This window comes from Sinomonas terrae (assembly GCF_022539255.1).
GTDB lineage: Bacteria > Actinomycetota > Actinomycetes > Actinomycetales > Micrococcaceae > Sinomonas > Sinomonas terrae.
This window is the reverse complement of sequence record NZ_JAKZBV010000001.1, coordinates 1,553,813-1,574,126: the sequence shown is the minus strand read 5'-3', so window position 1 is coordinate 1,574,126 and position 20,314 is coordinate 1,553,813. Positions and strand designations below refer to the sequence as shown.

Annotated in this window: 19 protein-coding genes; 7 read left to right on the top strand and 12 right to left on the bottom strand. The window is 69.3% G+C overall.

Translation table 11 applies throughout. From position 1 onward, the window contains the following. Window positions 1-196: 196 nt before the first annotated feature. The 3 genes from L0M17_RS07280 to L0M17_RS07270 form a co-directional block, all read right to left on the bottom strand. Entirely contained in the window at window positions 197-3,295 is a 3,099-nt protein-coding gene (locus L0M17_RS07280) for an AAA family ATPase (RefSeq protein ID WP_241053236.1), read from the bottom strand. Beyond that, complete coding sequence (locus L0M17_RS07275) at window positions 3,292-4,455, bottom strand: exonuclease SbcCD subunit D (RefSeq protein WP_241053235.1); 1,164 nt, start codon at window positions 4,453-4,455, stop codon at window positions 3,292-3,294. Before L0M17_RS07275 ends, L0M17_RS07280 begins: the two co-directional genes overlap by 4 nt. A gap of 65 nt (window positions 4,456-4,520) precedes the next feature. Then, entirely contained in the window at window positions 4,521-5,534 is a 1,014-nt protein-coding gene (locus tag L0M17_RS07270) for an aquaporin (protein WP_241053234.1), read from the bottom strand. 202 nt (window positions 5,535-5,736) lie between these two features. On the opposite strand from L0M17_RS07270, the gene L0M17_RS07265 reads away from it, so the two are divergent. Next, the gene (locus L0M17_RS07265) at window positions 5,737-6,717 is read left to right on the top strand and encodes an ADP-ribosylglycohydrolase family protein (protein ID WP_241053233.1); all 981 of its coding nucleotides are present in this window, start codon (window positions 5,737-5,739) and stop codon (window positions 6,715-6,717) included. A 34-nt stretch (window positions 6,718-6,751) separates the two neighbouring features. Here L0M17_RS07265 and L0M17_RS07260 read toward each other — a convergent pair whose 3' ends face one another. After that, a complete protein-coding gene (locus L0M17_RS07260; RefSeq protein WP_241053232.1) occupies window positions 6,752-7,279 on the bottom strand; it encodes a DUF4395 domain-containing protein in 528 nt (175 codons plus the stop codon). 99 nt (window positions 7,280-7,378) lie between these two features. Next, window positions 7,379-8,383, bottom strand: a complete 1,005-nt coding sequence (locus L0M17_RS07255) for an exonuclease domain-containing protein (protein ID WP_241056348.1) — start codon at window positions 8,381-8,383, stop codon at window positions 7,379-7,381. A gap of 69 nt (window positions 8,384-8,452) precedes the next feature. Between L0M17_RS07255 and L0M17_RS07250 the strand changes: the two genes are divergently transcribed. Together L0M17_RS07250 and L0M17_RS07245 are read left to right on the top strand one after the other, a co-directional pair. Continuing rightward, window positions 8,453-9,199, top strand: a complete 747-nt coding sequence (locus L0M17_RS07250; protein WP_372498001.1) for a DedA family protein — start codon at window positions 8,453-8,455, stop codon at window positions 9,197-9,199. After that, window positions 9,200-10,414 (top strand): MFS transporter, encoded by a 1,215-nt coding sequence (locus L0M17_RS07245; RefSeq protein WP_241053231.1) that lies wholly within the window; start codon window positions 9,200-9,202, stop codon window positions 10,412-10,414. Here the strand turns inward: L0M17_RS07245 and rdgB are convergent. Both rdgB and rph read right to left on the bottom strand, forming a co-directional pair. Next, entirely contained in the window at window positions 10,411-11,049 is a 639-nt protein-coding gene (gene rdgB, locus L0M17_RS07240; protein ID WP_241053230.1) for an RdgB/HAM1 family non-canonical purine NTP pyrophosphatase, read from the bottom strand. The genes L0M17_RS07245 and rdgB overlap by 4 nt on opposite strands. After that, window positions 11,046-11,816 (bottom strand): ribonuclease PH, encoded by a 771-nt coding sequence (gene rph, locus L0M17_RS07235; protein ID WP_043119905.1) that lies wholly within the window; start codon window positions 11,814-11,816, stop codon window positions 11,046-11,048. The genes rdgB and rph overlap by 4 nt, the downstream gene beginning before the upstream one ends. A gap of 84 nt (window positions 11,817-11,900) precedes the next feature. Between rph and L0M17_RS07230 the strand changes: the two genes are divergently transcribed. Together L0M17_RS07230 and lgt are read left to right on the top strand one after the other, a co-directional pair. Further along, window positions 11,901-12,806 carry an aldo/keto reductase gene (locus L0M17_RS07230; protein WP_241053229.1) on the top strand — a complete coding sequence of 302 codons (906 nt, stop codon included), beginning with the start codon at window positions 11,901-11,903 and terminating at the stop codon, window positions 12,804-12,806. 109 nt (window positions 12,807-12,915) lie between these two features. Continuing rightward, on the top strand, window positions 12,916-13,800 hold the full coding sequence (lgt, locus tag L0M17_RS07225) for a prolipoprotein diacylglyceryl transferase (protein ID WP_241053227.1): 885 nt from the start codon (window positions 12,916-12,918) through the stop codon (window positions 13,798-13,800). Here lgt and L0M17_RS07220 read toward each other — a convergent pair. The 4 genes from L0M17_RS07220 to clpS are packed head-to-tail and all read right to left on the bottom strand — an operon-like array spanning window position 13,765 to window position 16,495. Continuing rightward, window positions 13,765-14,562, bottom strand: a complete 798-nt coding sequence (locus tag L0M17_RS07220) for an MBL fold metallo-hydrolase (RefSeq protein ID WP_241053224.1) — start codon at window positions 14,560-14,562, stop codon at window positions 13,765-13,767. The genes lgt and L0M17_RS07220 overlap by 36 nt on opposite strands. Beyond that, a complete protein-coding gene (gene murI / locus L0M17_RS07215) occupies window positions 14,559-15,563 on the bottom strand; it encodes a glutamate racemase (protein WP_241053223.1) in 1,005 nt (334 codons plus the stop codon). The genes L0M17_RS07220 and murI overlap by 4 nt, the downstream gene beginning before the upstream one ends. Before the next feature lie 4 nt (window positions 15,564-15,567). After that, window positions 15,568-16,185: a DUF2017 domain-containing protein gene (locus tag L0M17_RS07210; protein ID WP_241053222.1), complete on the bottom strand. Its 618-nt coding sequence runs from the start codon at window positions 16,183-16,185 to the stop codon at window positions 15,568-15,570. Continuing rightward, window positions 16,178-16,495 carry an ATP-dependent Clp protease adapter ClpS gene (gene clpS / locus L0M17_RS07205; protein WP_241053221.1) on the bottom strand — a complete coding sequence of 106 codons (318 nt, stop codon included), beginning with the start codon at window positions 16,493-16,495 and terminating at the stop codon, window positions 16,178-16,180. The genes L0M17_RS07210 and clpS overlap by 8 nt, the downstream gene beginning before the upstream one ends. A gap of 155 nt (window positions 16,496-16,650) precedes the next feature. On the opposite strand from clpS, the gene L0M17_RS07200 reads away from it, so the two are divergent. Further along, window positions 16,651-17,919: a nicotinate phosphoribosyltransferase gene (locus L0M17_RS07200; protein ID WP_372498058.1), complete on the top strand. Its 1,269-nt coding sequence runs from the start codon at window positions 16,651-16,653 to the stop codon at window positions 17,917-17,919. Window positions 17,920-17,948: 29 nt separating this feature from the next. After that, window positions 17,949-18,533 carry an isochorismatase family protein gene (locus L0M17_RS07195; protein ID WP_241053219.1) on the top strand — a complete coding sequence of 195 codons (585 nt, stop codon included), beginning with the start codon at window positions 17,949-17,951 and terminating at the stop codon, window positions 18,531-18,533. Between the two features lie 675 nt (window positions 18,534-19,208). Here the strand turns inward: L0M17_RS07195 and L0M17_RS07190 are convergent. Beyond that, window positions 19,209-20,132: a DUF559 domain-containing protein gene (locus L0M17_RS07190; RefSeq protein WP_241053218.1), complete on the bottom strand. Its 924-nt coding sequence runs from the start codon at window positions 20,130-20,132 to the stop codon at window positions 19,209-19,211. Window positions 20,133-20,314 lie beyond the last annotated feature (182 nt).

The window sequence follows — 20,314 nt, the reverse complement described above, 5'->3', positions numbered from 1 at the left end:
CCCCACCGAGCGCAAGAAGGGCTCCTGCTGGCTGCCACTGGCGCGACCAGCGCTGCTTCTGCCCCTCAGGGCCGCGACGGCGGAAGTGAGGCCCAGCGCGGATTACAGCAGCCCGCAAGGTTTGGCAGGACCTTGTAGCGCGATAAGACAGAGACTCGGGTCGACACGGGCACGCCTTATTCCATGCGCGACGGCCCTAGAGAGCATCCCCGCCGGCCACGACTGTCACGCTCGACCCTGAGCGGCCCTTCGTGACGCGGATCTGTGCAGGGATCCTCTGCTTGAGTTCGGCGACGTGGCTCACGAGCCCCACAGTGCGCCCTCCGTCGCGAAGTCCCTCAATCGCCTCCATGACCTGTTCGAGCGTCTGCTCGTCGAGGCTTCCGAAACCCTCGTCGACGAACAGCGTCTCGATATCGATGCCGCCGGCCTCGTGCTGCACGACATCCGCGAGTCCCAGTGCCAAAGCGAGCGACGCCATGAACGACTCTCCGCCGGACAGGGTCGAAGGGTCACGCCGCTGACCGGTCCAGGCATCGAAGACCTCGAGCCCAAGCCCGGACGCGGCGCCCCGCGCGGCCAAGGCGTCGCTGTGCTCGAGGCTGAAGCGACCGTCGCTCATGACGGCGAGCCGCTCGGTCGCGGCGAGGGCGACCTGCTCGAGCCGTGCCGCGAGCACGTAGCGATGAAGCGACATCCTGAGCCGATTGTCGCCACTCCCGCGCGCGGTCCTCTGGAGCTCGCCGAGCAGGTCAGCGCGCGAACGGGCCGACCTCACGACAGGGAGCGCGTGCGCGAATTCCTCGTGCAGCGTTTCGCAACGTGTACGCGCAGCCACCGCCGAATGCCGGGCTGCGTGAGCCGAAGCGAGCTCCGCCTCTGCTCTGGCCAGTTCACGCTGGCACCCTTCAAGTCGCTCGGCCGGATCTGGAGCGGATTCAAGCCCGGCCGACTGCTCCGCGGCGAGGGCACGCGTCGCCGCCGCGGACGAAAGCAATCCTGCGATCGCCTGCTCCTCCGCGGCATACGACTCAACCGCAGACTGCAGAACCTTGGCCTCGTCCTCCGTGAGCAGGGCCGATCGGGCGGCCTCCGCGTCCGCGAAACATGTCCCGTCGAGTGCAGCATCGAGGGCTGCCGCGGCCCTGGCCGCGTGGGCGCGCTCGGCGGCGACCGTCGCGGCGGTATCCGCAAGCGGCTCGAGGGCACGAACAAGGGCCGTGAGAGCGCTGTGTCTGGCGCTGAGGCTCGGCCAGCCCACCCGCCACTCGATGAGGTCGCTCTGGCGCTGCGCGATCTCGCTTGCGAGCCGGGCGAGGGTTGCCTCGGCGACCGCCAGCTCAGTCGCGGCCGCCTCGCGCTCCGCAGCCGCCTCACGGCGCCGGGCTTCAATCGCTGCAATCTGTTGCGAGACCTCTTCAAGCCGTCCCTCGGCTGCGCGCGCATCCTGCAGCCGAGCGGTCGCCTCAGCCAGGACTCGTGCTGCCTTGTCGGGATCAGCATCTCCCCCACGGGCTATTACCGCGGCCACCCTTGCCCGCGCATCCGCGAGACCGGCGGCCGCCGAACGCTCACTCTCCACACCGGCCTCAGCCGCAGCGGCAGCCTCCTTCTCGCGGTCGACGAATCGCAGAGGATCCTCGTCCCCCATAGCCGGCCGTGGGTGGTCCGGAGACCCGCAGACGGGGCAGTCCACCCCATCCTCAAGCCTGGCGGCCAGCTCGAAGGCTGTGTGGTCGAGGCGCTCCTGACGAAGGTCGAGCCACCGTCCACGGAGTTCGAGCGCCTCGCTACGGCGCCGAAGGAGGAGCTGTTCCGCAGCTGCCTGCTGCCCGACCGCGGCCCGGTACTCCTTGACGGCATCCACCACGGTCCGCGCCGACTGCTCGTCGCGCTCGTCTCCTGCCCGTGCCGCAGCGAGCGGCTGGATCCTCTCCCGCTCGGCTGCAAGCGCCGCCTCAGCTCGATCCGTCTCGGACCGTTCCGAGTCCAAGCGTGAAAGCAACTCGCGCCCACGTCGAGCCGCCGAGGCGGCCTTGTCCTGCTCGGAGGTGAGGTGGTCGAGCTCGTCCTCCAGCGGGATGCGTTCCGCGAGCACGGCGGCCTGCGCGCGAGTGTCCCCGGCCCCGGTGCGCAGCTCGCCCGGCGAGAGCTCGCCGTCGTCCGTTCCTGCCCAGCCCACGGCCGCAGCCGCGCCGAGCGCGGCGCTGAGCTCCCCTTCGGCGGCTGCGCAAGCCGCGGCGGCACGGCGATCCTCCTCCAGCTCCGGACGCAGCGCCGAAGCCGCCCGCGCACGCTCCAGGCGGTCGAGCCGCGCCGCATGCTCCGCCGACTTGGACTCCCAGCGTTCCTGCCGCTCCCGCGCCGCTGCGAGCTCTGCGGCATCCTCCGCCGCGCGCCTGCACTTCTCCTCCGCGACGCGAGCGCTCGCTACCTCATCCCGGGCCCGCGCGATAGCCGCCTGCGCGCGCTCTGCGAGGACCTCGAAGGAAGCATCTGTCGCGCGGAACCACTCCTCCGCCTCGGTCAGGACCGCCCCGTCAGCTGTCACGCCCTCTAGCTCGGGGTGGGCAGCGAGCTCGGTATGGCCTGCGAGCTCGGCACGGGCAGCGAGCTCGGGGTGGGCTGCGAGCTCGGCCGCGAGCTGGCGGAGGGGCATCCGTGCGGCGCTCTCGGCCGCCGTCGCGCTCGCCTCTGCTTCCTGTGCCATCGCTGAGAGCTCTGCCTCGACGTCGGCGTAGCGCCCCGTGGCGAAGAGGCTTTCGAGGAGCTTCTCGCGGTCCTTCGGATCCGCACGCAGGAACGCGGCGAACTCGCCCTGAGGGAGCATGGCAACGCGAGTGAACTGCTCGCGGTCCATCCCCAGCACGTCGCGAAGCATGCCCGCGGCCTCGTCGTTCCGCGTCGAGAGGGCCTGCCAGTCACCGTCAACGAGCTCACGCAGTTGGGTGCTCGCCTGCTGGGAAGTGAAACCGTTCTTGGACCGTGCGCTCGGGCGATCCCAGGCGGGAGTGCGCCGGACCTCCAAGCGCCGGCCCTGCGCACTGAACTCAAGCTCGACGAACGGCTCGGCTGAGGCGTCAGCGTGGTGGCTCTTGAGCGACTTGCTCCCCTGCCGGGCACCGGGCAGGCCCCCGTACAGGGCGAAGCAGACGGCGTCGAGGACGCTGGTCTTCCCCGCCCCGGTAGCCCCGTTGAGAAGGAAGAGTCCATGCTCGGCGAGGGCATCGAAGTCGATGCTCTGCCGAGTGGCGAACGGACCGAACGCGGCCAGCTCGAGGCGGTGGAGTCTCATTTGCCGGCCTCCGCAAGCCGGACCGACTCAAGGGCGTCGGTGAGAGCCGAGCGCTCCCGCTCGTCCGGGCCGCGGCCACGCACGTGGTCGAAGAACCCGCAGCACACCTCGAGATCGTCCCGCGCCGCCGCGAGCCGGCCACTGTACGTCGAAGCGGCTCTCTCGCGGCCGCCCTCCGGCTCGAACTGGAGCGAGAGCGCAAGCGGGAAACGGACGCGCAGGCGTTCCATGGCACGCTGCGGCCGCTCGGCATCCGTGAGCGTTATATGACAGCATGCACCCTCGGCCGAAGCGTGCGCAGGATCGGCGAGGAGCTCTTCGAGCGTGCCGCGCAGCACCGCGAGCCGATGGGCTGTCGGCCAGCCGACCTCGGTCACGGACTCCAGGCCCGACGTCGAGAACTCGAGCAGCCACGCACCCTTCGACTGCTTGGCCTCGCCGAAGGAGTAGGCGAGCGGGGAGCCCGAGTAGCGAACGGTGTCAGTGAGGCGCTGACGCCCGTGGAGATGCCCGAGCGCGGCATAGTCGAAGCCATCGAACAGTTCGGCGGGGACGACGTCGAGGCCGCCGACTGCCAGGGCACGCTCGCTCTCGGCTGGCACCCCGCCTGAAGCGAATGTGTGTGCCATCACGATCGAGTGGAGGTCAGCGGAGCCGCGACGCTTCTCGAGATCCGACCGCACCCGGTCGAGCGCCGCACGCGTGACCGGAACGTGCCCCGAGCCCTCGGCCCCGAGTTCCGCGGCGACGAGGCGCGGCTCGAGGTACGGCAGCCCGTAGACAGCCACCTCGGTCCCGTCCTCGCCCGCAAGGAGCACAGGGACATCGATGTCGGCGATGCGCGTCCGCAGATGCACCCCGCCCCGTGCGAGGAGACGCGAGCCGAAGCCCAAGCGCACAGCCGAGTCATGATTGCCGCTCGTCAGGACCACTTGTGCGCCTGCTTGGGTGAGCTCGACGAGCGCCCGGTCGAGCAGAGCGACGACGTCCACGGCAGGCAATGCCCTGTCGTACACATCGCCCGCAATCAGCACTGCCTCGACCTTCTCGCTCGTGACGAAGTCCACGAGTCCGTCGAGCCATTCCCTCTGGGCGGCGAGGAGGCCGAGCCCGTGGAATGAGCGCCCGAGATGCCAGTCAGACGTGTGGAGGATCTTCATGCTGGGAGGCTAACGGGTGGCACCGACAATTCCCGGTGCCACCCGCTCAGAAGCATCAAAGAGGCTTACTTGTTCTTGTCGAAGAAGTCTTTCGCGTCGTCCTCGTCGGAACCCGGAGTCTCGGCGGTCGGGTGAACCTCCGCCCCCTCGCCGAGCGTGCCCTTGCCGAGCGCTGCATCAGTGGGCTCGCCGTCGGCCGCCTCTGACTGCCGCTCCGCGCGGTGAGAGCCGTGGCCCGAGGCCTCCTCCTCCTCGGCGACCGTGATGCCGGGGGTCGGTTCGCCCTCGACCGTCGTGAAGGAGGGTGCGCCCGGGGCGCCCGTGACGATGACGTCCTCGGGGGAACCGAAGCCGCGGAAGATCAGGCCCGCGATCGCGGCGCCGAGGAGCGGCGCGACCCAGAAGATCCACAGCTGCCCGAGCGCCGTGGGCTCGGCGAAGATCACAGTCGCAGTGGAGCGGGCCGGGTTGAGCGACGCGTTCGTGATCGGGGCGATGGCCTGGACGAGGATCGCGAGGCCGAGGCCGATGGCCCAAGGGGCCACGCCCTTCGCGGCACGCTTCGACGTGGCGGCGAGGATGATGGCGAGGAACGCAGCGGTCGCAACGACCTCGGCGAGCAGACCGGCGGCCATCGGGAACTTGTTCGGCGAAAGGCTGTCCACGCCGTTCGAGAGCTGCGTGAAGATGGTCTGGACGTTCGAAAGGCCCGGGAGCGTCTTAACGGCGATCCAGAGGATCAGGGCGCCGATGGCACCGCCGACGAGCTGCGCCACGATGTAGCCCGGGACGCGCCTCCACGGAGTACGGCCGGCAACGGCGGTTCCGAGTGTCACGGCCGGGTTGAAGTGGCCGCCCGAGATATGGCCGAAGGCCGCGATGCTGACGGCGATGCTGAGGCCGATCGCGAGCGGAGCAGGCAACGGGGCCGAGGAGGGATTGCTGAAGAGGGCAACGCCGAGGCCGCCGAAGACGAGAAGGAACGTGCCGAATGCCTCGGCCGCGAGCTTCGCGACAATGCCGAACTCCTTCGTATCCGAAGGAACGGCCGCAGCGGTGGTGACCGCAGGGGTGGTCATGGGATTCCTCTTTCGAGTCGTCGGTGGGGACGGCGGCGCCGCCCGAGGGCGAAGGTCTTCTCTCAGCACCCACCACAGGGATGGTCGGGCGCTTGACCGCCCTCATGCTACCTTCCTTCGCGATGCTCGGCGTGTGGCCCTCGACATACCCGGCCGCCCGCAGCTTGGAAAGGGCTCGCGAAAGCGGAGGTAGATTGCAGGGGTGACGAGCACCCCGAGCATTCGATCGAGCATCCACGGCTGCCTTCTGGGCCTTGCCACAGCGGAGGCCGTCTCTCTCGCGCACGCAGGCAGTGCGGACAGCGGAACCGAGAGGGGTGCGGACGACGGCGGCCTGCGGCTCGGCGCGGACGGACAGCTCGCGCTGTACACCGCCGATGCTCTTGTCCAGGTGCTCGAATGGGCGAACGAAGGGGTCTATGCCGATCAGGCTGCGACGCTGTGGCTCGCCGAGCTGCGCTGGGCCGTGGGCCAGGGTGTGACGTTGCCCTCGTCCGCGCCGCCAGCCCCGCCGCGCTGGATTGATGCGGAAGAGTCCGTCGCACGGCCGCTTCCCGTGCGTCCGGCGTGGGTCGCCTCCCTTGCGTCGGGAGAGATGGGAACCGCAGCCCGTCCGCGTGGCCCCGAGTTCCACGACGCTGCTGCCGCCGCCCGGACGGCGCCCCTCGGCCTCGTCCCGGGGACCCCGTCGTCGGCCGTGCTCACCATGGCGGTCGACAGCGCAACCCTCACCCATGGCCATCCCGACGCCGTCCAAGCGTCCGTCGCTGTGGCCCACGCCGTGCACGCAACGCTGACGGGTTCCCGCCTCGCCGGGGCCATCGACGAGGCGAGAGCTGCGGTCTCCGGCCTCCGCTCCCCTGAGCAGGACATCGTCCAGGCGCTCGCGACCGGCTCTTCCGAAAAGCTGCGTTCAGGTGCCGGCCCGGCGGCATTGTCGCTGGCTGGGGCCGTCCGGGCAGCACTCTCCGCGGGCCCGGAAGGAGATTCTGCAGCCTTCGGGGAGTCAGTTCGGAGAGCTTCCGAGGTAAGTGTGGACGCAGCGGCCATCACCGGGGCGCTTCTCGGAACCGCGTGGGGCCACGAGTCCATTCCCGCAGAATGGACCGCACGCCTCGAGGGAGCGGACGTCGTCGCCCGCGTCGCGAAGATGCTCGCGGACTCGGCAGGCGCCCCCGACTGAACTTCCTCGCTAGGGGCGGCCTGACGCTTGGGCCTCAGCCTCTTCGCAGGGCGATGTTGCTGCAGGCCTCGCAGACGCCCTCTGGAATGATTCCCGCGTTCTGGAGGCGGCCGAAGATCCAGCAGCCGAGGCAGAAGCCCGCGAAGGATTCGAGTGAGGCGGCGACGATAAGGAGTCCGAGGAGGACCCAGGCCACGGGCGCGAGTCCCGCGGTCCACAGAACGGCGGCTGCGGTCGAGAGAACGGCCCCGATCGTCTGGGCGAAACGCTTCGGCGGCCCCGCGACGAGTCTGCGCTTGCCGAGCCGCGGGACGATCACGTGGACGGCGAGCCGGCCGGCCGGCGAATAGCGCGGGCCGCCCGCGACGCGGAGCCAGAAGCCGAGCGCAATGAGCCACAGGGGCCAGCCCCAACCCGTCAAGAGTCCGACGGCGAGCACGGCGAGGCTCAGGACGACAATGATCCCGGCCGTGCTCCGTGCCGCGTATTCGTTCACGGGATTGGGAAATTCGAAGGCACGGCGGAGAGCGCTGCGAGGGGCAGGATCGGTCGAAGTCGTCACCCTTCCAGCCTAGGAAGCTGACGCGTCATCGAAAAGGAATGTTGCGTACTACGACAGACGCGCGTTGCAGGCAGGCCTCGTTGCAGACAGGACTGCATTTCACGCGCTCCGCGCAGGCCACACCCCGCCGAGCATCTGGAGGAACTCCCCCTCGGACAAGACCTCTACGCGATATCCGGCCGAGCGAAGCTCGAGCGCCCTCCGCGCCTTCGACGTCACTCGCCCCGTCCCCCCGCCCGCCCGAAGATCCGCTGCGACGAAGCCGTCGCCCACCACCAGGAGCGTTGTCGCGCGGGTCACCGAGCTCGCGGGCTGGGCGCCGTGGTCTGCGGCGCGTGACTTCGCTTCCGCTCTGCTCATCCCGAGCGCGCCGGTGAAGACAATGCGGTGGCCGAAGAGCGGGTGGGCCGGATCGGCGCCCGCATTGGCCTCGGGGTTCGCCCCCTCCTCGGGCCAATTCGCCCACCGCCGGGGCGAAGCAGGGCCGCGGAGCGCCTTCGCGGTCGCAGCCGAAGGGGCGTCCCGCCCAGGCACGAACTCGGGATGCCGCGGCAGCGCGAGGTGGAGCGCGTCGTAGAGCTCAGCGACGTCCGAGGCTCCGTGCCGCTGGGCGATGTCGACGAGGATCCCAGCGCACGCCGCCGCATCCTCGCTCGCGTCGTGGTGGTTCACGAGGGGCACGCCCGCAGCCTCCGCGACGAACGGAAGGGAGTGGGAGGGCAGGTCGTAAGTCCTACGGGACAGGACGACCGTGCAGGCGTAGTCGTAAGCGGGGCTTGGGAGCCCGGACACCTCGAGTGCGGAGCGGATGACGCCGAGATCGAACGCTGCGTTGTGCGCGACAAGCACGTCCTCGCCGATGAACCCGCCGATCTCGGCGAACAGATCCCCGAACCGCGGGTGCTGGGCGACGTCGTCGGCCCTGATGCCGTGGATGGCGACGTTCCGCGGGTCGAATACGTCGTGCCCCGCGGGAGGCCGCATGAGCCACGTCGCGGTCTCGATGAGGCGCCCGCCCCTCACCTTGACCAGACCGACGGCGCACGGCGAACCCCGGAATCCGTTGGCGGTCTCGAAGTCGATCGCAGTGAAGTCAAGGGCCACGGTGGCGAGTCTAGCCACGCCCCCCGCCCTCTCCCGGGACCGCCACGGCGCCTCCGGTAGGCTGGGCAAGTGATTCCCGCCGCCCTGACCCACTTCGCCGCCGTCACGGCGGCCGTACAGCCGAGGGCCTCCATCCTTCCGGATTGGCTCAACCCCGATGTCTTCCTCCGCGACTCGCCCCTCGGTCCGTGGATTGTGCTCGTGGTGTGCGTCATCATCTTCGCCGAGACGGGCCTCCTCATCGGGTTCTTCCTGCCCGGCGACTCGATGCTGTTCACGGCCGGACTCCTCGTGGCAACCGGCGCGATCCAATTCAACATCTGGCTCCTCGCGCTGTTCGTGGTCATCGCGGCGATCATCGGCAATCAGGGCGGGTTCCTCATCGGAGCGAAGCTCGGGCCGGCGCTGTTCACTCGCCCTGACTCGCGATTCTTCAAGCAGGAGAACGTTCGCAAGGCCCACGAATTCTTCGAGCGCCACGGCGGGCAGTCGCTCATCCTCGCTCGCTTCGTTCCCATCATTCGCACGTTCGTCCCGGTCATCGTCGGCGTTGCCGGCATGGAACGGCGGAAGTTCCTCCTCTACAACGTGCTCGGAGCGATCCCCTGGGCTGCAGGTGTGACGCTGCTCGGCGCCTGGCTTGGGCACTACGCGTGGGTCGGCCGGAACATCGACCTCATCTTCCTCGTCATCGTGCTCGTTTCCCTCATCCCGATCTTCGTGGAGTTCGCCAAGGCGCGAGCGGCGAAGCGCCGCGGTTCCGCCGGGCTGCCCCTCATGGAGGACGGCGACGCGGAGCGCCCCGAGGGCCGCTGAATGTCGCAGAGGCAGAGGCTCGCGGCGCTCGGCGTGTGCCTGATCCTCGTCGGCCTCAACCTCCGCACCGTCTTCTCGAGCTTTTCGGCCATTCTGGCTGAGGTCCAGGCCGACGCCGGAGTCCCAGGCTGGGCGGTCACCGTCCTCACGACCGCCCCCGTGGCCTGCCTCGGCATCTTCGCTCCGCTCGCACCACCGCTTGCCCGGCGCTTCGGCGCGGAACGCGTCCTTCTCTCAGCGATGGCGATCCTCACGCTCGGTCTGCTGGCGCGGCCGACGACGTTTCCCGGCCTGGGCTCGCTGCCCTCGCTCCTCATCGGCACGGCGGCCTGCGGCTTTGCCATCGCGTTGGGGAACGTCCTGCTCCCAGGTCTTGTGAAGAGGGACTTTCCGCATCTCCTCGGGCTCATGAGCGGGCTCTACACGACGGCGATCGTCGCCTCTGCCGCGCTTGCTGCGGGCTTCACGTATCCCCTGCTCGCGGCGACTGGTTCGTGGCAGCTCGCGCTAGGCGCATGGGCGGTGCCGGCCGCCGTCGTCGCCCTCGTCTTCGCGCCGCTCGCGTGGAACGGCCGGGAGCCCCTGCACACGGCCGAAGGCCACGGCCCGCGTCTCGCGCGGGATCCGATCGCCTGGCAGGTGACCCTCTTCATGGTCGGCCAGGCCATGATGTCGTTCAGCGTCTTCGCGTGGTTGGCTCCGATCCTCCGCGAACGTGGGGTGGACGGAGCGACAGCGGGACTGCTCGCCTCGTTCTCGATCATCCTGCAGATGGCCGGCTCGCTCGTGGCGCCGTCCCTCGCGGCGCGTCTGGCACGGCAGAGCGCACCCAACGTCGTCGCTGCACTGCTCACGGGGTGCGGATTTGCGCTCTGCATCGTGGGCCCGCTCGGCGGCATCTGGGCGTGGGCCGCGATGCTCGGGCTCGGCCAGGGTAGCCTCACGGCGCTAGCACTCACGATGGCGATGCTGCGCACGCACGACGCCGGGACGGCCGCACGCCTCTCCGGAATGATGCAGGGCTTCGGCTACGGGCTCGGCTCGACCGGAACTCTCCTCGTCGCCCAGCTGCGCGCAGCAACGGGCTCCTTCACGGCCGTCGCCGTGCTCTTCGCCGGTGTGGGCTGCTTCGCCGCCGTCTTCGGCGCCCTGTCCGGGCGACACCGCTACGTGGGATCGGGCGCGCCCGAGCGGGCAACGGAGCGCGTGCGCTAGGAAAGGGCCCGAACGATCGCGGGGAGCAGCGCGCGGAACGCATGCCCGCGGTGGCTGATCGCGTTCTTCTCTTCGCGGCTCAACTCTGCACAGCTGCGGTCGAGCCCCTCGGGAAGCAGGATCGGATCGTAGCCGAATCCGCCCTCGCCGCGCGGCTCGCGCAGGAGCGTTCCCTTGAGTTCGCCGTATTCAACGTGCTCGAACGGGTCTCCGCCGTCCGGTGCCGGGGCCACGAGCGCGGCGGCACATACGAACGCCGCACCACGGTGCTCGTCGCGTACGTCCGAGAGCTGGGCGAGAAGGAGGTTGAGATTCGCCTGGTCGTCGCCGTGCCGCCCGGCCCACCGGGCGGAGAAGATGCCGGGCGCTCCGCCGAGCACGTCGACGGCGAGGCCGGAATCGTCCGCGATCGCGACGAGGCCGGTGGCAGCGGAAACTGCCCGAGCCTTGAGCAGCGAGTTCTCCGCGAACGAGACGCCGTCCTCGACGACGTCGGGGCCGCCCACCGCGGCCGCGTCCACGACTTGCGTGTCCACATCGAGCCCTTGTACCTGACCGCGCAGCAAGTCCCGCAGTTCGCGCAGCTTGCCCTGATTGTGGGTCGCGAGGACGAGGCGAGGCGCTCCGGCGCTCACGGGGCCGTCCTCAGCGCCTCAGCGAGCGTCTCCCGCTGGATGTCGGCGAGCTGGGCCGTGCCGATGAGGGCCAGGTCGAGAAGGTTGTTGAGCTCATCGCGGTCGAACGGCGCGCCTTCCGCGGTGCCCTGGACCTCCACGAACTTGCCGGAGCCAGTCACCACGACGTTCATGTCCGTCTCGGCGCGCACGTCCTCGACGTACGGGAGGTCGAGCATCGGCACGCCGTCGATGATGCCGACCGAGACCGCCGAAACAGTGTCCGTGAGGGGCTCCGCTCCGGGCTCGACGAGGCCCTTGTCCTTTGCCCAGCGGACGGCCTCGGCGAGCGCCACAAAGGCTCCCGTGATCGCGGCGGTGCGCGTGCCCCCGTCTGCCTGCAGCACATCGCAGTCCAGCACGATCGTGTTCTCGCCGAGCGCCTTCGTGTCGATGATCGAACGGAGCGAGCGGCCGATGAGCCGCGAGATCTCATGGGTGCGCCCGCCGATCCGGCCCTTGACGGACTCGCGGTCGGAGCGCGTATTGGTCGCACGCGGGAGCATGGCGTATTCAGCGGTGACCCAGCCGCGGCCTTCACCCTTGAGCCAGCGCGGGACCCCTTCCGTGAAGGACGCCGTGCACAGCACGCGCGTGTTGCCGAACTCGATGAGCGCAGAACCCTCGGCCTGCTTCGACCAGCCTCGCGTGATGCTGATGGGACGCAGTTCGTCAGGGTTGCGCCCGTCGGCGCGCACAGAGGGGCTCATGGGAGTGCTCGGGGTCATGGCACCAGCTTAGCCGCCGCCCGCCGTCGTCCACGGGTTGGCGGGACAATCCAGGGGGCTGCGGCGCCCGCTACGCTGGGAGCCATGCCCAATGCTCACGCGAACGACGACGGTGCGAACGACGGCGGCGTCCCGCGCCTTGCGCTTCCCAACGGTACCCGGGTGCCCCGCCTCGGGCAGGGTACGTGGTACATGGGCGAGGAGCGCTCTCGGCGTGCCGACGAGCTGCGCGCACTGCGCTCCGGACTGGACCTCGGCCTCACCCTCATCGACACCGCCGAAATGTACGGCGACGGACGGTCCGAAGAACTCGTCGCGGAAGCAATCGCCGGCCGTCGGGACGAGGTGTTCCTCGTGAGCAAGGTCCTGCCGTGGAATGCCACAAGACGAGGGACACGGGCAGCTCTAGAGGCCAGTCTCCGCCGCCTGGAGACGGACTATCTCGACCTGTACCTCTACCACTGGAGGGGCGCCGTGCCGCTCGCGGAGAGCATCGAGGCGCTCATCGAGCTCGAGGGAGCGGGCCTGATCCGTGGTTGGGGCGTGAGCAACCTGGATCCTGCGGACCTCGCCGAACTGCGTAGCCTGGGCGGTCTGGGCGGTCTGGGTGGCGCCACTGGATCTCACGGTTCGCAGACGGACCAGGTTCTCTACAACCTCACCCGGCGCGGAATCGAACTCGACCTCCTTCCCGAGCTCGAGTCGGCGGGCGTGCCGGTCATGGCCTACTCCCCCATCGAACAGGGACGGGTGCTCGGCCACCCCGCCCTCGCCGAGATCGCCCGGCGGCACGGAGCCACCGACGCCCAGATCGCCCTCGCATGGGTCCTGCGCCACGAGGGCGTCATGGCAATCCCCAAATCGTCGACCCCCGAGCACACAGCTCAGAACCGGGAAGCCCTCGACCTGCGCCTCACCGCCCAGGATCTGGCCGAACTCGACGAGGCCTTCCCTCGGCCGAGCAGGCCAGTGCCGCTCGAGATGCTGTGACGGCCCGGCGTCCCCGCGGGCCTTTAGTTCAGCGTCCCCGCAGGCCTTTAGTTCAGGGTCCCCGCAGGCCTTTAGCTCAGCGTCCCCGCGGGCCTTTAGACTGAAGAGCGTGCTCCCCGCCTACATTCCGTCGCCGACGATCAACGCGGTCAAGATCGGCCCGCTCTCGGTCCACTTCTATGCGTTGTGCATCCTTGCTGGCATCGGCGTGGCCCTCTGGCTTACGAGCCGGCGCTGGGTGCATCGAGGGGGCAAGCCGGGTGAGGTCCTCGACATCGCGCTCTGGGCCGTCCCGTTCGGGATCGTGGGTGGCCGCATCTACCACGTCATCACCGACCCGGAGCTCTACTTCCTGCCTGGGAAGAACCCGTGGAACGCGTTCGCGATCTGGGACGGCGGGCTCGGAATCTGGGGCGCTATCGCCCTCGGCGGCCTGGGTGCATGGATCGGCTGCCGCCGCTTGAAGGCGAGCCTTCCCGCCTTCGCTGATGCCCTCGCACCCGGACTCCTGTTCGCGCAGGCACTCGGCCGCCTCGGAAACTGGTTCAACAACGAACTCTACGGAGACCCGACCTCGCTCCCGTGGGGCCTCCAGATCCATCAGATGGACCCGGCGACCGGCGCGGCGGCGCTCGGCCCAGACGGCAGTCCCATCGTCATCGGGTACTTCCAGCCCACATTCCTCTACGAAGCCCTGTGGTGCACGCTCGGCGGCTTCGCGATCATCTTCGCCTCCCGCCGCTTCCGGCTTCCCCGCGGAGCCGAGTTCTCGCTCTACGTCATGGTGTACACGGCCGGTCGCTTCGTCATCGAGCTCATGCGCTCGGACTACGCCAACCTGATCCTCGGGCTGCGAGTCAACACGTGGGTCGCCGGGCTTGTCTTCCTCGGCGGAGCCACCGCGTTCACCCTCGTGATGCTGCGGGGGAAGCGTCAGAAGCCGTCGGGCAGCGACAGCTCAGACGATGTAGTGGACGCCCGCGACGGCGACTGAGATCGGGCCCGAGTAGGCCTGCTGCGCCTCGGCCACCGTCCGATTGGCGTCGTTCCAGACGGGGAGGTGCGTCAGAAGCAGGCGCTTGGCTCCGGCGTCGGACGCTGTCTGGCCAGCCCGGAGCCCGGTGAGGTGCACGCCGTCGATCGCGTCGTCCCGGCCCTCGTGATACGCCGCCTCGCACAGGAACATGTCCGCATCCCGCGCGGCGTCGAGCAGGCCCGGGCACGAGTCAGTGTCCCCTGAATAGGCGAGGACACGCCGCTCGGTCGTCCCGTCACGCCGCGGCTCGACGGCTTCGATGCGCATGGCGTATGCCTCTGCGATCGGGTGCCGCGCGGCATGGACGCCGAAGCGGAACGGCCCGAGCTCGACTGTCTCCCCGACAGTCCACGTGTGGAATTCGAAGTCCTGGTGGAGGTCCGCCGCGGGCTCCATGTCGAGAGCAATCGAGATCCGCCGCGCCGTCGCTTCCGGACCCCAGACTGGAACTCGCCCCGCCGCCCAGCCCTTCGGGTCCCAATGGATCGCGACCTGGAGGCCCGTGAGGTCCATGCAGTGGTCGGGGTGAAGGTGGCTGAGCAGGACCCCGTCGATGTCCTCGAGGTCCATGTACCGCTGCAGGGTCCCGAGCGCACCCGAGCCGAGATCGAGGAGGACCCGCCAATCGCGGTCGCCGTCGTTCGCCGTCAGGAGGTAGCAGCTCGCCGGCGAACTCGGGCCGGGGAAGGAGCCGCTGCAGCCGACGATAGTGAGCTTCACGGGTGCATCCTATCCGCGGGCGGGTCAACGGCCGCGGAGGGCTCCACGAAATAGGAGACACGCCCCATGCTGCCCGCGCTCGCATCCTCGCGCGCCGCCTCGATCATCTCCGGCGTGATGCGCGCGAGGCTTCCCGTGGGGTAGTGGGCAGCGACGTGCTCGGCATGCTCGACGCGCTGCACCTCCGGGCCGAGGAAGCGGCGGGCCAAGACCTCGAACTGTGCGGCGTCGCCCGTCGCGAGGAAGGTGTGGGTGGGCGGCTCTGAGGATCGCCGCTCGAGGCCGTGGCTCACGAGTGCCCGATAGACATCCTTCGCGGTCTCCTCGGCGCTCGATACCAGCGTCACGCCGTCGCCCATGACGTAGCTGATGACACCGGTCAGGAGGGGGTAGTGGGTGCAGCCCAGCACGAGGGTGTCCACGCCAGCCTCGCGGAGGGGCGCGAGGTAGCTCTCGGCCGCCTTGAGGAGTTCAGGGCCTGTCGTCACGCCCGCTTCCACGTAGGGAACGAACTCAGGGCACGCTGCCGACGTGATGTCCAGATCGGGCGCGGCCGCGAAAGTGTCCTCGTACGCACGGGAGCCCACCGTCGCGCTCGTGCCGATGACGCCGACCCTGCCGTTGCGGGTCGCGACCACGGCTCGGCGCACGGCCGGCTGGATGACCTCGATGACCGGGATGCCGTAACGCGCCGTGTAGCGCTCCCGGGCGTCCCGCAGGACGGCGGCCGAGGCCGAGTTGCACGCGATCGTCAGGAGCTTGACGCCCGAATCGACGAGCTCGTCCATCACGCCGAGCGCGTTCGCGCGGACCTCGGCGATCGGAAGGGGTCCGTAGGGACCGTGGGCCGTATCGCCCACGTACAGAACGGACTCGTTCGGCAGCTGGTCGATGACCGCTCGGGCGACCGTGAGGCCGCCAACGCCCGAGTCGAAGATCCCGATCGGCCTTTCCGAGCGCTCGAGCATCGCGTCCTCTCCGCTGTCAGCCCTTCTGATCATCCACCTAACCCTTTCCGGCGCCCGGCGTTTCGCCGCGCCGCCTCGTGCGGCCCGCCTCCGCCTGATGGGCGGTCATCATTGCGTCGATGAGCGTCGTCTGGAGCCAAGTCACGAAGTTGTAGACGAGCGCGAGGTACGCATCGACGTCGTCATCCCCGACGTCGGACCAGTCGGCGACCGAGTGGACGCGCTCCGCGTCCTCTTCCGTCCTGATGCCGAGCCGCTCGGCGAGGACGAGGCGGACGTCTGTGAGCGCCGTCGCCCAATGGGCGGCCGCCGTCCCGTCGAGGACGACGTCGCGGGCCTCAAGCCCGAGCGCGGCAGCACGCAGCGCGCCCGCCTTCGTCTCCCGAAGGGAGCGCTCGGTGAACCGGCGGAACTCAAGCGACGCCTCTGCGTCGTCCTTCGAAACGTTAGGGAGCAGGCGCTTGACCGCCGGGTCCTCGGGCTCGGAGGCAGTCGGGCTGATCCCGACAAGCGCGGCGAGCGGATCCTCGTCGGGCTGCGCCTCCGGCTCGAGAAGGGCGACGACATCTCGGAACAGCCCTCTGAGGAGCTCCCGCTCGGCGTCCTCGAAGCGCGCGCTGATGCCCTTCCGGCCGTATGTGAACGGCTCAGCCATCTTCGCCGGCCCTCTCGACCGTGGCCCAGAGCCCGTAGTTGTGCATTGCGACGGCCTGCCGCTCGACAGTCTCCTTGGAACCGTGCGAGACGATCGAGCGTCCCTCGGTGTGAACCTGCATCATGAGTGCCTCCGCCTTCGCCTCGGTATAGCCGAAGTAGGTCTGGAACACGTAGCTCACGTAGCTCATGAGGTTGACGGGGTCGTTCCAGACGACGAGGTTCCACGGGACGATGTGCGCGGTGTCCGTTCCCGCCGTCGTCTCTTCGCGGAGGCCAGGACTTGGTTCCGTGGCGACGCTCAGGCTCATGGCTTCCATTCTAGGCAGGCCCGTGCCCAGGTCCTCGCGCATCCACTCGCCCGGCCCGCAGATAGAGTAAGGCCGTGACCTCTTCGAGCTCCAAGGAATACTCGCCGCAGGAACCGCCCCGCACATCGCTCTTCACTGACCACTACGAGCTCACGATGCTCCAGGCTTCCCTGCACTCGGGCGCCGCGCATCGCAGCGCCGTGTTCGAGGTCTTTGCGCGGCGGCTTCCCGACGGGCGGCGGTACGGCGTCGTGGCGGGGACCGGCCGGCTGCTCGAGGGGATCTCAGGCTTCCGCTTCTCCGAGACGGAACTCGGGTTCCTCGAGCGCGCACGCGTCGTGAACCGCGAGACGCTCGACTACTTGGCCGATTTCCGGTTCTCCGGGGATGTCTGGGGCTACGCCGAGGGCGAGGCCTATTTTCCCAACTCCCCGATCCTCATCGTCGAATCGACGTTCGCCGAGGCCTGCATCCTCGAGACGTACCTCCTCTCCGTGCTCAACCACGATTCCGCCATCGCGTCGGCAGCGTCACGCATGACGATCGCCGCAAACGGGCGCCCGTGCATTGAGATGGGGTCTCGCCGGACCCACGAGGAGGCTGCCGTCGCCGCGGCCCGCGCCGCCGTCGTCGCCGGTTTCGCGAGCACCTCGAATCTCGAAGCCGGGCTCCGGTACGGGATCCGCACCGTGGGCACGGCCGCGCACTCGTTCACGCTGCTCCACGACACCGAGCGCGCGGCGTTCGAGGCGCAGATCGCCTCGATGGGGGCGGACACCACGCTGCTCGTCGACACGTACGACGTCGAGTCCGCCGTCCGTGCCGCGGTCGAGATCGCCGGTGAGCGGCTGGGCGCCGTCCGCCTCGACTCGGGGGATCTCATCGGTCAGGCGCATTCGGTCCGACGGCTCCTCGACGAGCTCGGGAACGTCAACACGAGGATTGTCGTGACCTCGGATCTCGACGAATACGCCATCGCGGCCCTCGCCGCGGCGCCCGTCGACTCGTACGGCGTGGGAACTGCGCTCGTCACCGGCTCGGGCGCCCCGACAGCCTCAATGGTCTACAAGCTTGTGAGCCGGACGGACGACGACGGGGAGTTCGTCTCCGTCGCCAAGGCCGCCAAGAACAAGCAATCGGTCGGCGGACGCAAGTACGCCCTGCGCCGCCTCGACGAACGGGGCACGGCAACCACCGAGGTCATCGGCGTCGGCCGCCCTCCCATGGGCGACAGCAACGACCGTCTCCTTCTCGAGCACTTCATCGTCAAGGGCGAGCTGCAACCGGGCTGGACTGGGCCCGAAGGGGTCGAGCGGGCGCGGGCGCGGCATGAGGCCTCGATCGCTGAACTCCCCGCCTCGGCGCGGCGCATGCACCGCGGCGAGGCTGTGATTCCGACCGTCTACCTCGAAGATCGGGAGTGAAGGCAGCTGTGAGGGCCGAAAATGGAGCCATGAAGCGAGCGCTCATCATCATCGACGTGCAGAACGACTTCTGTGAGGGCGGGTCCCTGGCGGTCGACGGCGGGGCGGCAGTCGCGGCGCGGCTCACCGACTACGTCGCACGGCACGGGAATGAGTACGGGGCGATCGTGACGACGCAGGACTGGCACATCCAACCCGGTGCGCATTTCTCCGAAACACCCGACTACGTGGACTCGTGGCCGCCACACTGCGTCGCCGGCACCCAGGGCTCTTCGTTCCACCCAAGCCTCGACGTGTCCAGTGTCGATGCCATGTTCCGCAAGGGCCAGTACGCCGCGGCCTATTCGGGGTTCGAGGGACACCTCGCCCAGGCCGGCGACGCCCAAGGTTCCTCTGACGACTCTCCGGCCCTCGACGAGTGGCTCGCCAAGCGCGAGGTGACCGACGTCGATGTCGCCGGCATCGCAACCGACTACTGCGTGCGGGCAACCGCCCTCGACGCCGTCCGAGCGGGGTACCGTACGAGAGTGCTCTCAGGCCTCTGCGCCGGGATTGCCTCTGATCTCTCCCCCACGTTCCGCGAACTGGAGGAGGCGGGGATCACCCTCGCCTAACGTTCGTCCGCCCCACCCCTCGCCCCGTCACCTCCGCGGGGTCCCCACCCCTCGCCCCGTCACCTCCGCAGGGCCCCCACCCCTCGCCCCGTCACCTCCGCAGGGCCCCCACCCCTCGCCCCGTCACCTCCGCAGGGTCCCCACCCCTCGCCCGTCACCTCCGCAGGGCCCCCACCCCTCGCCCCGTCACCCCTCGCCCCGTCACCTCCGCAGGGTCCCCACCCCTCGCCCCGTCACCTCCGCAGGGTCCCCACCCCTCGCCCCGTCACCCCTCGCCCCGTCACCTCCGCAGGGCCCCCACCCCTCGCCCCGTCACCTCCGCAGGGTCCCCACCCCTCGCCCGTCACCTCCGCAGGGCCCCCACCCCTCGCCCCGTCACCCCTCGCCCCGTCACCTCCGCAGGGTCCCCACCCCTCGCCCCGTCACCTCCGCAGGGTCCCCACCCCTCGCCCCGTCACCCCTCGCCCCGTCACCTCCGCAGGGCCCCCACCCCTCGCCCCGTCACCCCTCGCCCCGTCACCTCCGCAGGGTCCCCACCCCTCGCCCCATCACCCCTCGCCCCGTCACCTCCGCAGGGTCCCCACCCCTCGCCCCGTCACCTCCGCAGGGTCCCCACCCCTCGCCCCGTCACCTCCGCAGGGTCCCCACCCCTCGCCCCGTCACCTCCACAGGGCCCTAGGCTGCGCGCTGCCGAATCCCGCGCTTGATGCGACGGATTACTCCCCCGAAATCTTCGCGGAGATCTTCCAGCCTCACGTGAATCACCAGCCACCCAGCCCGACGAAACGCCCGGTCACGACGCGCGTCTGCCAGACGCTGCGCCTCATCGTCGTGGTGTGCGCCTTCATACTGGATGACGATCCTGAACTCTCGGTACCCCATGTCCCCAGAAGGCGAAAAGGGATCACCAGGCCGTAGTTCTATCTGCAGCTCGGGCTCGGGTAATCCGGCATGAAGAATGGCAAGCCGCAATAGGGTCTCCGGAGCCGAATCCGAGCCGACCCGCATGTCCTCTAGAGCCATCCGGCAGCGGACGACCCCTTTCATGTTCGGATGAGCGGAAAGCAATTCACCGAGAGAAGCGCTCGTGGCAAATGGTTCGGCTCGCCCTTCAAATTGTGGACGCGGACGGCGCAGGAGTTGATCCCCCAAAGCCACTAGGTGTTCGTGAGGAAGCTGCATGGCAAGATCCAGCCACGTCCGAGCAGGCGTGGTAACCCGCAATCCATCGACAAAGCAGAGCTCGGAGGGACGAAAGCGAACTTCGTGACCGACAACCCCTCGTCGGCGCACGCGCGGCAGACCGTGAGGCTTGCTGAGGTGAATGAGTTCATGGTCGGTGAGCCATGGCGGCACCGCAAGACCATGGATGCCCGCCGCCGTCTGGTGCGAACCCCAAGCGGCCGGAGTCACTCCAAGATGGGCACGTAGACGGTCGGCCAGGCCGGGTTCGACTCCTGCTGGCACATAGATCAACCGACTCAGCTTCCTCAGGTCGGAGGCCCTGAGCCGCCCACGGCTCACCGCGGCGGCAACGGCCTCCGGTTGGGTGAATGGTCGTTGAGAAAGATGATCGGGGATGGGCGCGCGCTTCGTCATTCCCCCAGTCTTGCTGCTGCCGCCGGAACCGGCCGACGGTTATCCACAGGCACCCTGCGAAAGTGACGGCGCGACCGGAGCGCACCCAGCGAAGGTGACGGCGCGACCGAAGCGCACCCAGCGAAGGTGACCGCGCGACCGAAGCGCACCCGGCGAAAGTGACGGCGCGACCGAAGCGCACC